The following is an 18,265-nucleotide window of genomic DNA, read 5'->3' as shown; positions in this document are numbered from 1 at the left end:
CATTTCTGGAGGACCCATGGTCGAGCACGATTTCCGCTACACCCTTTTCAACCCGCAACACACCCTGATCGAATGCCGTGCACTGGTGCCAGGTCGCTACCAGGTGACCGGCAACGGCGGATCGATGCATAAAGGCGACGTCCTGCTGGTGACGCTCAAAGGCAGCAAGGACCTGTCCATGCGCCTGACCGTCGAGAGCGTCCGTCACCTGATCAACCCTCGCGGCCAGTGGGTTGCCGTGGCCAGCGGCCCGGTGTTCAACGAACTGGAAATCCTCACCTGGCAGGTCAAGTGCGACAGTTGCGAGGCCGTGCTCGACTTCGAATTCGCCGTCGATGCCAAGCTCGACAAGAAGGCCCGCCAGCCCGCCGCCAATGCACGCATCGCGGAACTGGGCTGGAGCAGCCAGGGCGAGCGTCACCTGTGCCGCAACTGCCAGGGAAGCGCCCAGTGAAACACCTGTTGATCTGCGCCGCGCTGCTCGGCGGCCTGTTCGGCTGCGCGGCGCAGCCATCCAAACTGCAGCAGGAGCGCAGCTATGTGCTGGAATGGATCGGCGAACGCCCGCTGATCGACTACAGCCTCCTGACGCTAACCCTGGCCAATGATGGCCGCGCCTACGGCAATGCCGGCTGCAACCATTGGTTCGCCAGCTATACGCTGGACGGCGAGCAATTGAGCTTCGGCAAGATCGGCAAGACCCGCAAGCTGTGTGCACCGGCATTGATGGAGCAGGAAAAGCGCTTCCTCCAGGCACTGGAGACGGTGCAGCGCTGGGATGTGTCGGCGATCGAGCAGATCCGTTTCTGGCCGGCCGAAGGCAAGCCGCTGCGCTTCTGGCCTGAGGAAGGCTGAAGTGCATCGGGGCCGCTGCGCGGCCCATTCGCGGCACGAGGCCGCTCCCACAAGTAACACCGCAGTATTCAGAAATTGCGGAGCTCTTGTAGGAGCGGCCTCGTGCCGCGAATGGGCTGCGAAGCAGCCCCGACAACAGGTCAGGCGTCGCCCTTGAGCGCCTTGATCTTCGCCTGCAGCCCTTCGAGCGTCTGCTCGCCGAGCAACTGCTCACGCACCTTGCCCTTGTCGTCGATGATGTAGGTCACCGGCAGTGCTTCGCTGCGAGGCAGCTCGTAGCGCTCGGCCGGGTCCTGGGCCAGCACGGTGAAGTCGATGCCCAGGGCCTGCGCGGCCTGCTTGAGGTCATCGCCCTGCAGCCCGTCGAAGTTCACCCCCACCACCTTGATGCCCTGGGCGTCCCATTGCTTGGCCGCCGTATTCAGTTCAGGGATCTCGGTGCGGCACGGTCCGCACCACTCGGCCCAGTAATTGAGCACCAGCCAGTGCCCGTCGATCTGTTCGGCCTTCACCGTATTGCCGTGCTGGTCCACGCCGTAGTCCGCACCGCAGCCGCCGAGCAAAAGACTCGCGGTGATGGCCAGTGCAGCTGCCAAACGCCTTGCCATGGGTCAATCCTTCTCGAAGTTTTAAAGCATGAAATGTCGGTCGCTGCGGTTAGAATAGCCGCCAAACCCAGCTGGATGCGACCCGTCATGACCGATCTGACCCTCTATCATAACCCGCGCTGCTCCAAATCCCGCGGCGCCCTTGAACTGCTGGAAGAACGCGGCCTGGCCCCGACCGTGGTGCGTTACCTCGAAACCCCGCCCGACGCCGCCACGCTCAAGGCGCTGCTCGGCAAGCTCGGCATCGGCCCACGCCAGTTGTTGCGCAGCGGCGAAGACGAATACAAGGCCCTGGACCTGGCCAACCCAGCGCTCACCGACGCGCAACTGATCGACGCCATGGTCCAGCATCCGAAACTGATCGAACGCCCGATCCTGGTCGCCGGCGACAAGGCCGTGATCGGCCGGCCCCCCGAGAAAGTCCTGGAGATCCTGCCGTGAGCGATCCCTTCATCCTGGTCCTGTACTACAGCCGCCACGGCTCCACCAGCGAGATGGCCCGGCACATCGCCCGCGGTGTCGAGATGGCGGGCCTGGAAGCGCGCCTGCGCACCGTGCCGGCGATTTCCAGCGAGTGCGAAGCCGTGGCCCCGGACATCCCCGCCAGCGGCGCGCTCTATGCCACCCTCGACGACCTGCGCCACTGCGCGGGCCTGGCCCTGGGCAGCCCGACGCGCTTCGGCAACATGGCCGCGCCGCTCAAGTACTTCCTCGACGGCACCAGCAGCCTGTGGCTGGGCGGTGAACTGGTCGGCAAGCCAGCGGCGGTATTCACCTCCACTGCCAGCCTGCACGGCGGCCAGGAAACCACCCTGCTGTCGATGCTGCTGCCACTGATGCACCACGGCATGCTGGTCACTGGCCTGCCCTATAGCGAATCGGCCCTGCTCGAAACCCGTGGCGGCGGCACGCCCTACGGCGCCAGCCATCATGCTGGTGCCGATGGCAAACGCGAACTGGACCAACACGAGATCGCCCTGTGCAGGGCGCTGGGCCAACGCCTGGCCAATACCGCCAAGGCCCTGGGTGGCGAGCGTGGCTAGAAAGTCCAAGGCCCTGCCTGCACTCGACTGGCTGGCCCCACGCCTGCGCCTGACCCGGGCACTGAGCCTGGCCTGCTTCTTTGGCCTGATCGCCTTGCTGGTGGTGAACAACCTGTGGTTCGCCGACCTGCATGGGGCGCGGGTCGAAGTGATCCTGGCCATCGAGCTGATCCCTCTGCTGCTACTGCTGCCAGGCATGCTCAGCGGCAGCGCCCGGGCGCATGCCTGGACCTGCTTCGTGGTGAACATCTATTTCATCAAGGGCGTGCTGGCAGCGTTCGACCCGGCCCGGGCGCTGTTTGGCTGGGTCGAGGTGCTGGTGAGCCTGGGATTGTTCGTCAGCGGGTTGCTGTACGTGCGCTGGAAGTTTCAGCACGAGCGGCGGCTGGCGGGGGAATAGAACACCGGGTGCGGCATTCGCGGGCAAGCCGGCTCTGTAGGAGCGGGCTTGCCCGCGAAGCAGGCGCCGCAAACCTCAATGATTGACGGTATGCGCCAGCATCACCGACAACTGGCACAGCGGCCGGCCACTCTCTTCATGCCACTGGTTGAACGCCTGCTGCACCAGCGCCAGGTCGCGCTGGCTGGTGGGCGGCTTGTCGATCACCTTCTGCGCGATCAATGCCGCGGCCATGTCCTCGGTAGGGATGAAGGTATCCTTGCCGACCATGCGCAGGAAGCGCGGCGCCGACAACCCACCCAGCTGGTTGCCATGCTTGGCCAGGTACTTCCACAGCCCGACGATATCGGTCTCGGGCCAGTCGGCGATGAAGGCACCGAAACTACCCTTCTCCTTCGCTACATCGAGGATCATCTGCGCATTGCGCGGCACGCTCTTGAGCTTGCCCAGGTGGCGGATGATGCGCTCGTCCTGCATCAGGCGCTCAAGGTGCTCGGCGCCCATGAGCACCACTTTCTCGGGGTCGAAACCGAAGAACACCTGCTCGAACGCTGGCCATTTGGCGTCCACCAGGCTGTGCTTGAGCCCGGCGCGGAACACGCGCAGGGCCAGGGTCGACAGGTAGCGGTCGTCAGTGATGTCGCGCAGTTGCGCCGGCGTGCGCGGTTGCGGCAGGAAGGCTTCGAGCGCCTTGGACGAGCCGAAGCGATTGAGGCAGTACTCGTGCAGCCACTGGTAATCGCGCATGGGTTCAGATGTTCAGCACGTCGAGGAAGCGCGGAGTGGCGCTCTCGTCGATTTTCAGGCTGGTGAAGTCGAACAGGTTGCGGTCGGCCAGTTGCGACGGCGCGACGTTCTGCAGGGCGCGGAAGATGCTCTCGGTACGGCCCGGATGCTTGCGCTCCCACTCCACCAGCATGTCCTTGACCACCTGGCGCTGCAGGTTCTCCTGCGAACCGCACAGGTTGCACGGGATGATCGGGAATTCCTTCATGTCCGAGTAAGCCTGGATATCCTTCTCGCTGCAGTAGGCCAGCGGACGGATCACCACGTTGCGGCCGTCGTCGGCGCGCAGCTTGGGCGGCATGCCCTTGAGCGCGCCATTGAAGAACATGTTGAGGAAGAAGGTCTCGACGATGTCGTCGCGGTGGTGACCGAGCGCCATCTTGGTCGCACCGATCTCGTCGGCGAAGGTGTACAGCGTGCCACGGCGCAGGCGCGAGCACAGCGAACAGGTGGTCTTGCCTTCGGGGATCAGTTCCTTGACCACCGAGTAGGTGTCCTTCTCGACGATGTGGTACTCGACGCCGAGGGTCTTCAGGTAGGCAGGCAGCACGTGCTCGGGGAAGCCTGGCTGCTTCTGGTCCATGTTCACCGCGACGATCTGGAACGAAATCGGCGCCACCTTCTGCAGGTGCAGCAGAACATCGAGCATGGTGTAGCTGTCCTTGCCGCCGGACAGGCAGACCATGACCTTGTCGCCATCCTCGATCATGTTGTAGTCGGTGATGGCTTCGCCGGCGAGACGACGCAGGCGTTTTTGCAGTTTGTTCTGGTTGACCGAGAGGGTGCCCATAGCGCTTGGATCCGCGAGGTGTGACAAAAGCCGGCTATTTTACGCACAAACCGAGCACAGGCGTAGGCCATTCCGATAAAGAATCAACAGCGCCACCGACAGCGCGATTTGCTCTAAAAAGCCGCGTTTATGCCGGGTTCTGCTTCCTATACTGCGACATAAGGCCATATTACCGCTTGATCGGTTGCCTGGCCTCGAGCCACAGGCGCTCCGCTTGGGGGGCGTTTGGCAACGACGATAGGAGTGACCGGCATGATCCATCACGTTCTGGGACTGTTTACCCATCCCGACCAGGAATGGCGGGAGATTCGTGGCGAAGAAGAAAGCATCAGCCATATGTACCTGACCCACACCCTGATCCTGGCGGCGATTCCGGCGGTGTCCGCCTTTATCGGCACCACTCAGGTCGGCTGGGTGATCGGTGACCGACCACCGGTGATGCTGACCATGGAAAGCGCGCTATGGATGAGCGTCATGTCCTACCTGGCAATGCTTGCCGGGGTGGCGGTGATGGGGGCCTTCATCCACTGGATGGCGCGCACCTACGATGCCAACCCCTCTATGGCGCAATGCATCGCCTTTGCCACCTACACCGCCACGCCACTGTTCCTCGGCGGCCTGGCGGCGCTCTACCCCCACCTGTGGCTGGGCATGCTGCTGGGGACAGCGGCCATCTGCTACACGGTCTACTTGCTGTATGTCGGGCTACCGACCTTCATGAACATCCCCACTGACGAGGGCTTCCTGTTCTCCAGCTCCGTGCTGGCGGTGGGCCTGGTGGTGCTGGTGGCGATCATGGCCGCCACCGTGATCATCTGGGGGCTTGGCGTGGGGCCGGTCTACACCAATTAGAAACACCAACACTGGGGCGTCGGGCCAGGGGCCGCCGTTTTGGCGGCCTCTGGCTTCGTGCTGACCGGCGGCTCGGCAAGCGTGCAGGGCTTGCGGCATAATGGCGCGTCAGGAGAATCATCCCGCCATGCCCGAGCAACTCAAGCAACGCGTCGAAACCTGTTACCAGCAAGCCGAAACCTTCTTCAAACGCCCCTTCCCCCGCCCGGAAGTCAGCTTCAAACTGCGCGGCCAGAAGGCCGGTGTCGCCCATCTGCACGAGAACCTGCTGCGCTTCAACCTGCAGCTGTACCGCGAGAACCAGGATGATTTCCTGCGCCAGACCGTGGCCCATGAAGTCGCCCACCTGATCGCCCACCAACTGTTCGGCGACCGCATCCAGGCCCATGGCGAGGAGTGGCAACTGATCATGCGCGGGGTGTACGAACTGCCGCCCAACCGCTGCCACAACTATGAGGTGCAGCGCCGTGTGGCAACCCGCTACATCTACCGCTGCCCCTGCCCGGACAGCGACTTCCCCTTCAGCGCACAGCGACACAAGCTGGTGCGCCAGGGCCGGCGCTATCTGTGCCGGCGCTGCCGGGAGATTCTGGTGTACAGCGGCGAGACACGCGTCGAATGACCCAACGCATTTGCGGGCCAGTCTGATCACCACAAAAACCGAGCATGAAAAAAGGCGACCCTAAGGTCGCCTCTTTCGCATCACTACAACCGCTATCAGCGAGTAGCCGGGCCTTCAGCAACGCCCAGGTCGTCGGTCGGACGGGTTTCGACCAGCGGTGCACCGCCGGAAGCCAGTTCCGATTGCAGCTTGTCGGTGTCCAGTTCCTTCACCCACTTGGCCACGACCACGGTGGCAACGGCGTTGCCGATCAGGTTGGTCAGGGCGCGGGCTTCGGACATGAAGCGGTCGATACCCAGGATCAGCGCAAGGCCGGCAACCGGCAGGTGGCCAACGGCGGACAGGGTGGCGGCCAGGACGATGAAGCCCGAACCGGTAACGCCAGCAGCACCTTTGGACGCGACCAGCAGCACCAGCAGCAGGGTGATCTGGTGAGTGATGTCCATGGGGGTATCGGTGGCCTGGGCGATGAACACCGCAGCCATGGTCAGGTAGATCGAGGTGCCGTCCAGGTTGAACGAGTAGCCGGTCGGGATCACCAGGCCAACCACGGATTTCTTCGCGCCCAGGCGCTCCATCTTGGTCAGCATGCGTGGCAGGGCCGATTCCGAGGAGGAAGTACCCAGTACGATCAGCAGTTCTTCACGGATGTAGCGGATCAGCTTGAGGACGCTGAAACCGTGGGCGCGGCAGATACCGCCGAGGACGATCAGGATGAACGCCAGGCAGGTGATGTAGAAGCAGGCCATCAGGTAGCCCAGCTGCACCAGCGAACCCACGCCGTACTGGCCGATGGTGAAGGCCATGGCACCGAAGGCACCGACCGGCGCCAGCTTCATGATCATGTTGATGATGTTGAACATGACATGGGCGAAGCGGTCGATCAGCTCGAGCACTGGCTTGCCGTAGCTGCCCAGGCGATGCAGGGCGAAGCCGAACAGCACCGAGAACATCAGCACCTGGAGGATGTCGCCGTTGGCGAAGGCACCGACCACGGTGTTAGGGATGACGTTGAGCAGGAAGCCAACGGTGGTCTGCTGCGCACCGGCGGCGGCGTAGGCTGCGACGCTGCTGGCGTTCAGGGTGCTGACGTCGACGTGCATGCCAGCGCCAGGCTGAACCACGTTGACGACGACCAGGCCGATGATCAGGGCGATGGTGGAGACGATCTCGAAGTACAGGAGCGCATAGCCGCCGGTCTTGCCGACCGACTTCATGCTCTGCATGCCGGCGATGCCGCTGACCACGGTGCAGAAGATGATCGGGGCGATGACCATCTTGATCAGTTTGACGAAGCCGTCACCCAGGGGTTTGAGGGCGACACCGGTTTCGGGGTAGTAGTGGCCGAGCAGAATACCGATGGTGATTGCAACGATCACCTGGACATACAGGGACTTGTACAGCGGCTGACGTTTCGTCATGGCTTAATTATCCTCAAGTGTGCCGTTTCACCCTTCCCAGGGCGAGGCACCTAAAGCGCGAACCCTCCTGCACCTGGAGGGATTTGTCGTTGTGTTCGAGCTGCCTGAGCAGGCCTCTGCCAGATCTTTAGCAAGGGTGATGCCAAAATGCCCGGATTGGGTGCAATGCCAGTGTTTTCGGGAAATTTCTGCCCAAGGACAGGGCGAATCGACAGGGGTGGGTTGGCGGATTTCCGCCCGGTGGCGAAATTCGTACAAGGCCGATGGCGGGAATCCGCCCGATGCGGGGCATGATGCAGGAAAGCCTCACCTGCGGGAGCTAGCCTGCCCGCAAGCTCACTCCAGGCTGAACACGATCCTGAATGCCGCCCCGCCCAGGGGCGAATCATCCAGCGTAAGCCGGGCATCGAAGCTGTCGATGATGTCCTTGACCACCGCAAGCCCGATCCCCTGCCCCGGATGCTGCCGGTCCAGGCGCTCGCCGCGCTGCAGGATACGTTCGCGCTGGCCTGCGGGCACACCCGGACCATCATCCTCCACGCACAACACCTGCTGCCCGGGCAGCGCCTCCAGGCTCACCCGCACCTGCCCCAGGCACAGCCGATAGGCGTTCTCCAGCAGGTTGCCGAGCAGCTCGAGCAAGGCACCCTCTTCGATCGGCACCCAGGCTTGCGCGGGAACACTCAGGGTGACGGTGACACGCTTGTCGCGATAGACCTTGTCCAGCGTGTTGCACAGGCTATCGAGCACCGGCGCAAGGCGTACCTTGTGCCGCACCAGGCCGCTCTTGCGCAGGCTGGCGCGTTGCAGCTGGTAGTCGATCTGCTGGCTCATGCGCTCGATCTGGCTTTGCAGCACCCGCGCCTGTTCGCGTTCGCCGCTGCGCTGGCCCATGCTTTCGCCAACCCCCTGCAGCACCGCCAGCGGGGTCTTGAGGCTGTGTGCCAGGTCATCCAGCGAGTCGCGATAACGCTGACGTTGCTCGCGCTCGCTGTGCAGCAGGCGGTTCAGCGAGCCGGTCAGGCGCAGCAGTTCGCGCGGGTGCTCACGGCTCAGCCCCTCACGGGCACCGCTCTCCACTTCATCCAGTTCGTGACTCAACCGGCGCAACGACCGCAGCCCCCAGGTCAGACCAGCCCAGAGCAGCACCATCAATGCCAGCAGGGCCGCGCCAAAGCCCAGGTAGAGTTTCTCGCGCAGGCCGTCGAGGGTGTGCTGGTACTCGCGCACCGGCTGCAGGGCAACGATGCTGAAGGCTGCGCTCTTGCCACCGAGCAGCTTGACCTCGACGTCATAGACGAAGAACTCGTCACCGTCGTCCTGGCGGATTCGCGCGAATTCGCTGCCGCGACCGTCATAGCGGGGTTGATAGTTGATGTGCTTGTCGGCGGTGGCGCGTGAACGCCAGACCAGTCGGCCCTCGCGGTCAAAGATGTAGCCAAGCAGGCCCATGTTGGGCAGGTTGTAGCGCTCGTCGGGCAGCAGCTCGGGCATCTGCAGATGACCATGCTCGATGCGCGCCGCCGAGATCATGGTGGTCACATCCGAGGCCAGGCGCTGCTCGATCGACTCCTGCAGGGCCAGGCTGAAGGCCTTCTGCAGCGCCGGCAGCAGCGCCAGCATGAACAGCAGGGCCAGCAGCGCTGCGGCCAGCATCAGGCGCAGGCGCAGCGAACGGATCATCGGCAGCGCTCGGTGAACAGGTAGCCCAGGCCGCGCACGGTGTCGATGGGTTTGAAGCCGTTGTCGCCCTCGAGCTTGCGGCGCAAACGGCCGACCAATACCTCGATGACGTTGGGATCGCGCTCCTCGTCGTCCGGGTAGAGCTGCTCCATCAGACGGTCCTTGGCCACCACCTGCTGGTGATGGCGCATGAGGTATTCGAGGATCCGGTATTCATAGGCGGTCAGCGCCAGGGGCTGCTCGTCCAGTGTCGCCTGCTTGCGATTGAGGTCCAGCACCAGCGGGCCGGCAGCGATGGTCGACTGGGTAAAGCCACTGGAGCGACGCAGCAACGCGTTCAGGCGCGCCTCCAGCTCTTCGAACTGGAAAGGCTTGACCACATAGTCGTCGGCACCGGCGGCCAGGCCTTCGACCTTGTCCTGCCAGTTGCCGCGGGCGGTGAGAATCAGAATGGGGAACGTCTTGTCCTGGCTGCGCAACTGGCGGATCAGGTCCAGCCCGCTCATGCCCGGCAAGCCCAGGTCGATCACGGCGAGGTCATGGTTGTACTGCTCGGCCTGGTAGAGCGCCTCTTCGGCATCGCCCACCGCCTGCACCACATGCCCGGTCTCGCCCAGACGTGTATACAGATGATGGCGCAGCAGCGCCTCGTCCTCGACCACCAGCAATTTCATGCCGCATCTCCTTTGTCTATATCTCCCGGACCGCCGAGCGGTCAGGGCCGGCACAGCATAACAGCGAACCGGCACGGGAAACCCCTGCCGGTTCGATGAGCCTCGGCCTTAGAACTTGTAGCTGGCGGCGAGGTAGGTCTGGGCGCTGCTGGTCAGGCGCAGGGTGCCGTCCTTCGGACCACCGTGCGGCGACAGCTCGGTGGCGGCATTGCTGCGCAGGTAACGGTAGCCCAGTTCCACCGAGGTGTTGTCGGTGACCTGCTGCAGCACGCCGGCTTGCAGGCCGACCGCGTAGCCGTAGTCAGTATCGCGGCTGTAGCCAGACGAAGTCTGGGTCAGCTTGGTCATGCCCAGGCTGCCGCCGCCGAAGAGCTTGGTGGTGTCGGTGATCGGCAGGAACACATCGTAGCTGCCGAGCAGGTTTTCCTGGCGCAACTTGACGCCGCTGTGATCACCCGAAACGTTGTCGTAGGTCAGGTAGTAGCGGCCTTGATCGTTGATCTGGCCGACACGCAGGCCCCAGGTGCTGTCCTTGCCGATGATGCCGTCGGCGTTGAGGTTATCGGTGTTGCGCTGCAGCAGGCCGGACTTGCGGACTTTGTCGCTGGTCTGACCGTAGGTCAGGCTGGCGAAGTTATCGTCGGCCTGGGCGGTGGCGGCAACGCCAGCGGCGCAAACAGCCATGGCGACCATCAGGGTGTTGAGTGCTTTCATGCTTTGTTACTCCAGTTAGGTGCGCTGTTTCGGTCTGGGGACTAGAGTAAGCAGGGCGCCCTGAACCGCTCCTGAACCCCGGCTGAACCTTGGCTGAACGAACCCGATACGGCTGCATCTTTCCTGGAGACCCCCTCATGCGTTCACTGCTTGCCCTGGCCCTGATGTGCAGCGCCGCCTTCGCCCAGGCGGCGGTACAGACCCGCGAGATCCGCTACCAGGACGCCGAAGGCACTGCGCTGATCGGCTACTACGCCTATGACGACGCCATCGCGGGCAAGCGCCCCGGTGTCGTCGTGGTGCATGAATGGTGGGGGCTGAACGACTACGCCAAGCGCCGCGCCCGCGACCTCGCGGCGCTGGGCTACAACGCACTGGCCATCGACATGTATGGCGACGGCAAGCACACCGAGCACCCGCAGGACGCCCAGGAATTCATGGCCGCCGCGCTGAAGGATCCAGCGGCAGCGGCGCGACGCTTCGACGCCGGGCTCGCGCTGCTCAAGCTGCAACCCAACACCAACAAGCATCAGTTGGGCGCCGTCGGCTACTGTTTCGGTGGCAAGGTGGTACTCGACGCCGCACGCCGGGGCGAGAAGCTCGATGGCGTAGTGAGTTTCCATGGCGCGCTGGTCACCCAGACCCCGGCCAAGCCCGGAGTGGTGAGGGCGAAGATCCTGGTCGAACATGGCGAGGCCGACAGCATGGTCACGCCCGAACAGGTCGAGGCCTTCAAGAAGGAGATGAAGGATGCCGGAGCAGACATGCAGTTCGTCGGCATTCCCGGGGCCAAGCATGGCTTTACCAACCCCGATGCGGACCGCTTGAGCCATGGCGCGCATGGCGGGCCGGATATCGGCTATGACAAGGCGGCAGATGAAAGCTCCTGGAAGGACATGCAGGCGTTCTTCAAGCAGGCGTTCAAGTAAGCGCCCAAGCCCCCGCGAATTCTCTGCGTACTTGTAGGAGCGGGCTTGTCCCGCGATCGGGCGCGCAGCGGCCGTAAAACTGACACAGAGGTTTTTCAGGAAGACGTCGGTCGCCTGGTTGCACGGCCGCTGCGCGCCCGATCGCGGGACAAGCCCGCTCCTACAGGAATCGCGTCAGTTGCGGATTTGCATTGGCCTTGCCCGCGAAACGGCCGGAACTGGCACAATACCGCCCATGGACAGACTCCCCACCTGCTGCACCCCACTCCAGCATCACTGGCCCCTGCCCCAGCCCCTTCCCGGCGCGGTGCTGGTCAGTTGCGCCTTCGATCCCAAGCGCCTGGCCGCCGACGATTTCCAGCGCGCCGGCATCGCACAGAGCCCCAGCCTGCAGCGCTCGGTGGCCAAGCGTCAGGCCGAGTACCTGGCCGGCCGAGTCTGTGCCCGTGAGGCGCTGCAACGCCTGGACGGCCGCGACTATGTTCCGGGCAGCCACGAAGACCGCTCACCGGTCTGGCCCGCCGGCATCCGAGGTTCGATCACCCATGGCCAGGGCTGGGCCGCTGCCGTCGTCGCCCACGAAGGTGCCTGCAACGGTATCGGCCTTGACCAGGAGAGCCTGCTTGACGACGAACGCGCCGAGCGCCTGGCGGGGGAGATCCTTACCGCCGACGAGCTGCAGCGTCTGGACCGCTCAATGATCGGCCTGGGTGTGACCCTGACCTTCTCGCTCAAGGAAAGCCTGTTCAAGGCCCTCTACCCCCTGACCCTCAAGCGCTTCTATTTCGAACACGCCGAAGTGCTGGAGTGGGACGCCACAGGCCACGCACGCCTGCGCCTGCTCACCGAGCTGTCGAGCGAGTGGCACCACGGCCGCGAACTGGATGGCCAGTTCTGCCTGCAGGACGGCCACCTGCTCAGCCTGGTCAGCGCCTGAGCCTCACCCCGGCGCCTGCTGTCGTGGCCAGTTCAGGCTGAAGCAGGCGCCACCCAGCGCCTCGCTGCGCCCCACCTGCGCCCGCCCACCGTGCCAGTAGATGATCCGCCGCACGATCGACAGGCCCAGGCCATGCCCTCCCGAGGCACGGGTACGGCTGTCATCCAGGCGGGTGAAGGGGGTGAAGATGCGGTCCCAGACGCCTTCGGGAATCCCTGGGCCGTCGTCCTCCACTTCGATGCGGCAACGTTGCTGGCCAAGCTGAAAGCTCAGGCGCACCTCGGACTCGGCATGGCGCATGGCATTGCTCACCAGGTTCTGCAACGCCCGATGCAGGTAGCGCGGTTCGGCCTCGACCCAGGCCTGATGGTCTTCCCCCAGCTGGCAGGTCCCGCGGGTCACCCGAACATCCGCACGCAGCGGTGCCAGTTCGTCGATCACCCGATCCAGCAGGCTGTCCAGCTCGATGCGCTGGAACTTCAAGGCCGGCGCGCCCTGCTCCAGGCGCGCGTAGGTCAGCATCTCGTCGACCAGTCGGTCCAGGTCCTGGATATCGCTGTCCATGCCCGCCAGGTGCTTGCTCCGCGCCTGCTCGGTGCTGGCGCTCTCGATCATCTCAAGGCCGAAGCGCAAGCGCGCCACCGGTGTGCGCAACTCGTGGGACACCGCCCGCACCAGCTCACGCTGCATGCTCAGCGAGCGCTGCAAGTGCTCGGCCATGCCATTGAACGCCGCTGCCAGGCGCCCGACCGAGTCCGCATCACCGGCCGGCACGCGAGTTTCCAGGCTGCCCTGGGCGATGCGCGAGGCCGCCATCTCCAACCCCGAAACACGGCGCTCGAGCTGGCGCACCAACAGGTACACCACCAACCCGATCAGGCACAGGCCGAGAAAGGCGATCAGGATCAACAGCTGCGGCGGATAAGGATTGAGCTGATACAGCGGGCCGATTTCCAGCACCCACGGCGAGCCGGACAAACCGGCAAACACGCGGATCGAGTCACCATCGCGGCCCAGCGCCATCACCGTGTCGCCTTCCTCGACCCGGCGCCGCTGGTCGTCGTCCAGCCCTACCCGCTCGATCCGCTGCAGGGCGATGTCGAAACCGAACCCCTTGCTCTGCCTGATCTGCGCCAACCGCTGCTGCTGCTCGGTCACCGGGTAGCGCACCAGCTCGTCGGCCAGCAGATAAAGGGTGGCACGGGCCAACTGCTCGCTGACCTGCTTGACCTGCGCGACCAGCACCACATCCTCGTGCGCCACCTGGCGCAAGACCTTGGCCGCATGCGGACCGGTCTTCTCCACCACCACCAGGCCGCGCGCCAGACGGCTGCGCTGCCCGGCATCGAGGGTCTGCATCGACAGCGGCGCCAGGTCCAGCGGCACCCCGAGCAAGCGCTCCCAGATCACCAGCGACCGCTTGCGCTCGACCTCGTTCTGCAGCGCCAGGTTGTCCGCCATCAGGCTGAAGGTGCCTTGCGCCAGGCCCTCACGATGCTGGCCTGCGCGCACCTCGTTGACCAGGTGCAGGCTCAGCACGCCGAGCACGGCGACCAGCACCAGCACCGCGAGCATGCCGCCATAGATGCGCAGGAAGATCGAATTCATGGGCTGGCATCGCCGACGAACAGGTAGCCCTTGCTGCGCAGGGTCTTGATCAGCCGCGGGTGGATCGGGTCGTCACCGATCTTGGGGCGAATCTTGGAGATGCGCACATCGATGGAGCGATCCTGGCCGTCGTAACCCACCCCGCGCAACGAGGTGGAGATCTGCTCGCGCGACAGCACCCGCCCGGCGTTGCTGGCCAGCAACCAGAGCAGGTCGAACTCGGCGCCGGTCAGGTCGATCGGCTGCTCGCCCAGCCAGGCCTCGCGCAGGCGGTTGTCGATGCGCAGCGGGCCGAAGCTCAGGTCATGTCCCTTGCCCTGCGGCGCCTCGCTGCGCCGCAGCAGGGCGTTGATGCGCGCCAGCAACAGGCGTGGGCGCACCGGTTTGCAGATATAGTCGTCAGCACCCAGGTCCAGCCCCTGGATCTGGTCGAGTTCATCGCTGCGCGCGGTGAGCATGAGAATGGGGTTGGGGAACTGCCCGCGCACCCGCCGGCAGATGCTCAGGCCATCCTCGCCGGGGAGCATCAGGTCGAGGATCACCAGATCAGGCTGGCTGTCGATGATGCGCCGCACCGCCCGCCCGCCATCGCCCTCGACCGCCACCTCGAAGCCGTTGGCCTGCAGGTATTCGGCGGTGAGATCGGCCAGGCGCTGGTCGTCCTCGACGATCAGGATACGGTTGTTGGGCTGGTCCATCGCCGGTCACCTCTGTTCATGATCTTGTTGGCGGTGCGCTATCGTGGGGGCAGGCTTGCCCCGCGACGGGGCAACTGCCGCCCTTCACCAAAGGGCAACATATCCCTCGGATACTACGTCCCGCCCCAGGCACTGCCAACCACGCGAAAAATTCTGTCACAGGCCTGAAACCGGCAAAAACCTCTTGCGACAAGGCCTACAGCGAATACCCACCTTTCACACACAAAGTACCCACAAGTTATCCACAGCGGCTCGCCTTGCAAAGACCCCAATACCGCATTATCTTGTATCCCCATTGCAGCGAACCACTACATGTTGTGGCTTCGACCCAAATCACAAACACAAGTCCAGGCAGAAACTCAAGCGATTTTTCTGCCGGAACTTACAGTGATTTCAGCAGCCAAACCGCTCCTGCGGAGGCGCGACCGAGGCAAGCCCTCCAGGGCCTTGTTCGGGTATGGGTGTTGCAGGCATCGCCTGACACCCGACAGCAACAGTTTTTGGGCGTGACCCAGAATCTTTGACTTCGGCCAGGGAGCGGCAAGTGATTGCCCCTTATTCCTGAGTCTGTCCCGAAGTCGGTAAGCCCGAGCGGGCGGATGCACGTGCGCGTGGCATCCCCCGCCCGGGCCGGTCGAACTGATGGATGGAACGGTGGGCGCCCACAAGGCGCCCGAACAATATAGAAACTGTGGAGACACCCATGCAAACCGACACAACTCGCGAGAACCCGCAGGCCAAGGCGCCGCAGGCCGCCGATTCGAACCAGGATCTGGCTGCGACCGCTCCGGGCCAGCTGCGCGTGATCAAGCGCAACGGCACTGTCGTCCCCTACACCGACGACAAGATCACCGTTGCCATCACCAAGGCGTTTCTTGCAGTTGAAGGTGGCACCGCCGCCGCCTCGTCGCGCATCCACGACACCGTCGCGCGCCTGACCGAGCAGGTCACTGCCACGTTCAAGCGCCGCATGCCGTCGGGTGGCACCATCCACATCGAAGAGATCCAGGATCAGGTCGAACTGGCCCTGATGCGCGCCGGCGAGCAGAAAGTCGCCCGCGACTACGTGATCTACCGCGACCAGCGCGCTAAAGAGCGCGCCACCCGCGCCCACACCGACGCCGTGGTCGAGCCGCACCCAAGCATTCGCATCACCCTGGCCGACGGCAGCCTGGCGCCGCTGGACATGGCACGCCTGAACACCATCATCAGCGAAGCCTGCGAAGGCCTGGCAGAAGTCGATGGCGACCTGATCCAGCGCGACACCCTGAAGAACCTCTACGACGGCGTGGCCATCAAGGACGTCAACACCGCCCTGGTGATGACCGCCCGTACCCTGGTCGAGCGCGAGCCGAACTACTCGTTCGTCACCGCCCGCCTGCTGATGGACACCCTGCGCGCCGAAGGCCTGGGCTTCCTGGGCGTGGCCGACAGCGCCACCCACCACGAAATGGCCGAGCTGTACGCCAAGGCCCTGCCGGCCTATGTCGAGAAAGGCGTCGAGTTCGAGCTGCTCGACCCTGCACTGAAAGGCTACGACCTGGAGCGCCTGGGCAAGGCCATCAATCACGAGCGTGACCAGCAGTTCACCTACCTGGGCCTGCAGACCCTCTACGACCGTTACTTCATCCACAAGGATGGCGTGCGCTTCGAACTGCCGCAGGTGTTCTTCATGCGCGTCGCCATGGGCCTGGCGCTGCAGGAGAAAGACCGCGAAGCCCGTGCGATCGAGTTCTACAACCTGTTGTCGTCGTTCGACTACATGGCATCGACCCCGACCCTGTTCAACGCCGGCACCCTGCGTCCGCAGCTGTCCAGCTGCTACCTGACCACCGTTCCGGACGACCTGTCGGGCATCTACAAGGCCATCCACGACAACGCCATGCTGTCCAAGTTCGCTGGCGGCCTGGGCAACGACTGGACCCCGGTACGCGCCCTGGGCTCGTACATCAAGGGCACCAACGGCAAGTCGCAAGGCGTCGTGCCGTTCCTGAAAGTGGTCAACGACACCGCCGTTGCGGTCAACCAGGGCGGCAAGCGCAAGGGCGCGGTCTGCGCCTACCTGGAAACCTGGCACCTGGACATCGAGGAATTCCTCGAGCTGCGCAAGAACACCGGTGACGACCGTCGCCGTACCCACGACATGAACACCGCCAACTGGATCCCGGACCTGTTCATGAAGCGCGTCTTCGACGACGGCAAGTGGACCCTGTTCTCGCCAAGCGAAGTGCCTGATCTGCACGACCTGACCGGCAAGGCCTTCGAAGAGCGCTACGAGTACTACGAAGCCCTGACCGAGTACAACAAGATCAAGGTATTCAAGACCATCCAGGCCAAAGACCTGTGGCGCAAGATGCTGTCGATGCTGTTCGAGACCGGCCACCCATGGCTGACCTTCAAGGACCCGTGCAACCTGCGTTCGCCGCAGCAGCACGTGGGCGTGGTGCACAGCTCGAACCTGTGCACCGAGATCACCCTGAACACCAACGCCGACGAAATCGCCGTGTGCAACCTGGGTTCGATCAACCTGCCGAACCACATCGTCGATGGCAAGCTGGACACCGCGAAACTGGCGCGTACCGTCAAGACCGCCGTGCGCATGCTCGACAACGTGATCGACATCAACTACTACTCGGTGCCACAGGCGCAGAACTCGAACTTCAAGCACCGCCCGGTCGGCCTGGGGATCATGGGCTTCCAGGACGCGCTGTACCTGCAGCACATCCCGTACGGCTCGGACGCAGCCGTCGAGTTCGCCGACAAGTCGATGGAAGCGGTCAGCTACTACGCCATCCAGGCCTCGTGCGACCTGGCCGATGAGCGCGGCTCCTACGAGACCTTCCAGGGTTCGCTGTGGTCCAAGGGCATCCTGCCGCTGGATTCGCAACAGATCCTGATCGAAGCCCGTGGCGCCAAGTACATCGACGTCAACCTGGAAGAGTCGCTGGACTGGGCTCCGGTGCGCGAGCGTGTGCAGAAAGGCATCCGCAACTCGAACATCATGGCCATCGCGCCGACCGCAACCATCGCCAACATCACCGGCGTGTCGCAGTCGATCGAGCCGACGTACCAGAACCTGTACGTCAAATCGAACCTGTCGGGCGAGTTCACCGTGATCAACCCGTACCTGGTCCGCGACCTGAAGGCCCGCGGCCTGTGGGACTCGGTCATGATCAACGACCTGAAGTACTACGACGGTTCGGTGCAGCAGATCGAGCGTATCCCGCAAGAGCTGAAGGACCTGTACGCCACCGCGTTCGAAGTCGACACCAAGTGGATCGTCGATGCCGCCTCGCGTCGCCAGAAGTGGATCGACCAGGCCCAGTCGCTGAACCTGTACATCGCCGGCGCTTCGGGCAAGAAGCTGGACGTGACCTACCGCATGGCCTGGTACCGTGGTCTGAAGACCACCTACTACCTCCGTGCACTGGCCGCGACCAGCACCGAGAAGTCGACCATCAACACCGGCAAGCTCAACGCCGTCTCCAGCGGCGGCGACAGCGCCCCGGTCCAGGCCGCGGGCCCAGCCCCGGTACCGAAGGCCTGCGCCATCGACGAGCCGGATTGCGAAGCCTGCCAGTAAGGCTTGGCTGAGGCTTCCCCCGGGAAGCCTCAATTTTCTGTGCAACAGCACAGCACCCTGTA

At 64.0% G+C, this 18,265-nt stretch carries 19 protein-coding genes; 10 read left to right on the top strand and 9 right to left on the bottom strand.

What is annotated here, in order from left to right; translation table 11 throughout:
* Positions 1-16: 16 nt before the first annotated feature.
* Both HU748_RS24600 and HU748_RS24595 read left to right on the top strand, forming a co-directional pair.
* On the top strand, positions 17-454 hold the full coding sequence (locus tag HU748_RS24600; RefSeq protein WP_186722339.1) for a hypothetical protein: 438 nt from the start codon (positions 17-19) through the stop codon (positions 452-454).
* A complete protein-coding gene (locus HU748_RS24595; protein WP_186722338.1) occupies positions 451-855 on the top strand; it encodes an META domain-containing protein in 405 nt (134 codons plus the stop codon). Before HU748_RS24600 ends, HU748_RS24595 begins: the two co-directional genes overlap by 4 nt.
* Before the next feature lie 140 nt (positions 856-995).
* Here the strand turns inward: HU748_RS24595 and HU748_RS24590 are convergent, their stop codons facing one another.
* Entirely contained in the window at positions 996-1,463 is a 468-nt protein-coding gene (locus HU748_RS24590) for a TlpA disulfide reductase family protein (RefSeq protein WP_186666964.1), read from the bottom strand.
* An 87-nt stretch (positions 1,464-1,550) separates the two neighbouring features.
* Here HU748_RS24590 and arsC point away from each other — a divergent pair, with 87 nt between their 5' ends.
* From arsC to HU748_RS24575, 3 genes are read left to right on the top strand one after another with little or no spacing between them, the layout of a single operon-like run.
* Complete coding sequence (gene arsC, locus HU748_RS24585; RefSeq protein ID WP_186666965.1) at positions 1,551-1,904, top strand: arsenate reductase (glutaredoxin); 354 nt, start codon at positions 1,551-1,553, stop codon at positions 1,902-1,904.
* On the top strand, positions 1,901-2,506 hold the full coding sequence (gene wrbA / locus HU748_RS24580; protein ID WP_186666966.1) for an NAD(P)H:quinone oxidoreductase: 606 nt from the start codon (positions 1,901-1,903) through the stop codon (positions 2,504-2,506). Before arsC ends, wrbA begins: the two co-directional genes overlap by 4 nt.
* Positions 2,499-2,906: a DUF2069 domain-containing protein gene (locus tag HU748_RS24575; protein WP_186722336.1), complete on the top strand. Its 408-nt coding sequence runs from the start codon at positions 2,499-2,501 to the stop codon at positions 2,904-2,906. Before wrbA ends, HU748_RS24575 begins: the two co-directional genes overlap by 8 nt.
* A gap of 75 nt (positions 2,907-2,981) precedes the next feature.
* On the opposite strand, the gene HU748_RS24570 is transcribed toward HU748_RS24575, so the two are convergent.
* Complete coding sequence (locus HU748_RS24570) at positions 2,982-3,653, bottom strand: DNA-3-methyladenine glycosylase I (RefSeq protein ID WP_186666968.1); 672 nt, start codon at positions 3,651-3,653, stop codon at positions 2,982-2,984.
* Between the two features lie 4 nt (positions 3,654-3,657).
* Positions 3,658-4,482: a tRNA 2-thiocytidine(32) synthetase TtcA gene (gene ttcA, locus HU748_RS24565; RefSeq protein ID WP_186666969.1), complete on the bottom strand. Its 825-nt coding sequence runs from the start codon at positions 4,480-4,482 to the stop codon at positions 3,658-3,660.
* Between the two features lie 252 nt (positions 4,483-4,734).
* Between ttcA and HU748_RS24560 the strand changes: the two genes are divergently transcribed.
* Complete coding sequence (locus HU748_RS24560; protein WP_054892910.1) at positions 4,735-5,334, top strand: Yip1 family protein; 600 nt, start codon at positions 4,735-4,737, stop codon at positions 5,332-5,334.
* A 100-nt stretch (positions 5,335-5,434) separates the two neighbouring features.
* Positions 5,435-5,956: a SprT family zinc-dependent metalloprotease gene (locus HU748_RS24555; protein ID WP_272979761.1), complete on the top strand. Its 522-nt coding sequence runs from the start codon at positions 5,435-5,437 to the stop codon at positions 5,954-5,956.
* Between the two features lie 95 nt (positions 5,957-6,051).
* Here HU748_RS24555 and HU748_RS24550 read toward each other — a convergent pair whose 3' ends face one another.
* The 4 genes from HU748_RS24550 to HU748_RS24535 all read right to left on the bottom strand — a co-directional run bounded on the left by HU748_RS24550 (position 6,052) and on the right by HU748_RS24535 (position 10,448).
* The gene (locus HU748_RS24550; protein WP_186666971.1) at positions 6,052-7,377 is read right to left on the bottom strand and encodes a dicarboxylate/amino acid:cation symporter; all 1,326 of its coding nucleotides are present in this window, start codon (positions 7,375-7,377) and stop codon (positions 6,052-6,054) included.
* Positions 7,378-7,713: 336 nt separating this feature from the next.
* Entirely contained in the window at positions 7,714-9,060 is a 1,347-nt protein-coding gene (locus HU748_RS24545) for an ATP-binding protein (RefSeq protein ID WP_186666972.1), read from the bottom strand.
* Complete coding sequence (locus HU748_RS24540) at positions 9,057-9,734, bottom strand: response regulator (RefSeq protein WP_054892914.1); 678 nt, start codon at positions 9,732-9,734, stop codon at positions 9,057-9,059. The genes HU748_RS24545 and HU748_RS24540 overlap by 4 nt, the downstream gene beginning before the upstream one ends.
* A gap of 108 nt (positions 9,735-9,842) precedes the next feature.
* The gene (locus tag HU748_RS24535) at positions 9,843-10,448 is read right to left on the bottom strand and encodes an outer membrane beta-barrel protein (RefSeq protein WP_186666973.1); all 606 of its coding nucleotides are present in this window, start codon (positions 10,446-10,448) and stop codon (positions 9,843-9,845) included.
* A gap of 137 nt (positions 10,449-10,585) precedes the next feature.
* Between HU748_RS24535 and HU748_RS24530 the strand changes: the two genes are divergently transcribed.
* Both HU748_RS24530 and HU748_RS24525 read left to right on the top strand, forming a co-directional pair.
* Positions 10,586-11,377, top strand: a complete 792-nt coding sequence (locus HU748_RS24530; RefSeq protein ID WP_186722334.1) for a dienelactone hydrolase family protein — start codon at positions 10,586-10,588, stop codon at positions 11,375-11,377.
* Between the two features lie 235 nt (positions 11,378-11,612).
* A complete protein-coding gene (locus HU748_RS24525) occupies positions 11,613-12,314 on the top strand; it encodes a 4'-phosphopantetheinyl transferase superfamily protein (RefSeq protein WP_186666975.1) in 702 nt (233 codons plus the stop codon).
* 3 nt (positions 12,315-12,317) lie between these two features.
* On the opposite strand, the gene HU748_RS24520 is transcribed toward HU748_RS24525, so the two are convergent.
* Together HU748_RS24520 and HU748_RS24515 are read right to left on the bottom strand one after the other, a co-directional pair.
* Complete coding sequence (locus tag HU748_RS24520; RefSeq protein ID WP_186708472.1) at positions 12,318-13,922, bottom strand: ATP-binding protein; 1,605 nt, start codon at positions 13,920-13,922, stop codon at positions 12,318-12,320.
* Entirely contained in the window at positions 13,919-14,620 is a 702-nt protein-coding gene (locus HU748_RS24515) for a response regulator transcription factor (protein ID WP_186666977.1), read from the bottom strand. Before HU748_RS24515 ends, HU748_RS24520 begins: the two co-directional genes overlap by 4 nt.
* Positions 14,621-15,323: 703 nt before the next feature.
* Here HU748_RS24515 and HU748_RS24510 point away from each other — a divergent pair.
* Positions 15,324-18,203 carry a ribonucleoside-diphosphate reductase subunit alpha gene (locus tag HU748_RS24510; protein ID WP_054892920.1) on the top strand — a complete coding sequence of 960 codons (2,880 nt, stop codon included), beginning with the start codon at positions 15,324-15,326 and terminating at the stop codon, positions 18,201-18,203.
* The last annotated feature ends 62 nt before the right edge of the window (positions 18,204-18,265 follow it).

This window comes from Pseudomonas sp. RW3S2, from assembly GCF_014268955.1.
Lineage (GTDB): Bacteria > Pseudomonadota > Gammaproteobacteria > Pseudomonadales > Pseudomonadaceae > Aquipseudomonas > Aquipseudomonas wayambapalatensis.
The sequence above is the reverse complement of the archived record's forward strand: the minus strand, read 5'-3'. Positions and strand labels throughout refer to the sequence as shown.

Coding starts and splice junctions, on each gene's coding strand:
- HU748_RS24560 (WP_054892910.1), top strand. CDS start 4,735: ATGATCCATCACGTTCTGGGACTGTTTACCCATCCCGACCAGGAATGG.
- HU748_RS24545 (WP_186666972.1), bottom strand. CDS start 9,060: ATGATCCGTTCGCTGCGCCTGCGCCTGATGCTGGCCGCAGCGCTGCTG.
- HU748_RS24535 (WP_186666973.1), bottom strand. CDS start 10,448: ATGAAAGCACTCAACACCCTGATGGTCGCCATGGCTGTTTGCGCCGCT.
- HU748_RS24530 (WP_186722334.1), top strand. CDS start 10,586: ATGCGTTCACTGCTTGCCCTGGCCCTGATGTGCAGCGCCGCCTTCGCC.
- HU748_RS24590 (WP_186666964.1), bottom strand. CDS start 1,463: ATGGCAAGGCGTTTGGCAGCTGCACTGGCCATCACCGCGAGTCTTTTG.
- HU748_RS24540 (WP_054892914.1), bottom strand. CDS start 9,734: ATGAAATTGCTGGTGGTCGAGGACGAGGCGCTGCTGCGCCATCATCTG.
- arsC (WP_186666965.1), top strand. CDS start 1,551: ATGACCGATCTGACCCTCTATCATAACCCGCGCTGCTCCAAATCCCGC.
- ttcA (WP_186666969.1), bottom strand. CDS start 4,482: ATGGGCACCCTCTCGGTCAACCAGAACAAACTGCAAAAACGCCTGCGT.
- HU748_RS24550 (WP_186666971.1), bottom strand. CDS start 7,377: ATGACGAAACGTCAGCCGCTGTACAAGTCCCTGTATGTCCAGGTGATC.
- HU748_RS24570 (WP_186666968.1), bottom strand. CDS start 3,653: ATGCGCGATTACCAGTGGCTGCACGAGTACTGCCTCAATCGCTTCGGC.
- HU748_RS24525 (WP_186666975.1), top strand. CDS start 11,613: ATGGACAGACTCCCCACCTGCTGCACCCCACTCCAGCATCACTGGCCC.
- HU748_RS24520 (WP_186708472.1), bottom strand. CDS start 13,922: ATGAATTCGATCTTCCTGCGCATCTATGGCGGCATGCTCGCGGTGCTG.
- HU748_RS24510 (WP_054892920.1), top strand. CDS start 15,324: ATGCAAACCGACACAACTCGCGAGAACCCGCAGGCCAAGGCGCCGCAG.
- HU748_RS24515 (WP_186666977.1), bottom strand. CDS start 14,620: ATGGACCAGCCCAACAACCGTATCCTGATCGTCGAGGACGACCAGCGC.
- HU748_RS24600 (WP_186722339.1), top strand. CDS start 17: ATGGTCGAGCACGATTTCCGCTACACCCTTTTCAACCCGCAACACACC.
- HU748_RS24555 (WP_272979761.1), top strand. CDS start 5,435: ATGGCGCGTCAGGAGAATCATCCCGCCATGCCCGAGCAACTCAAGCAA.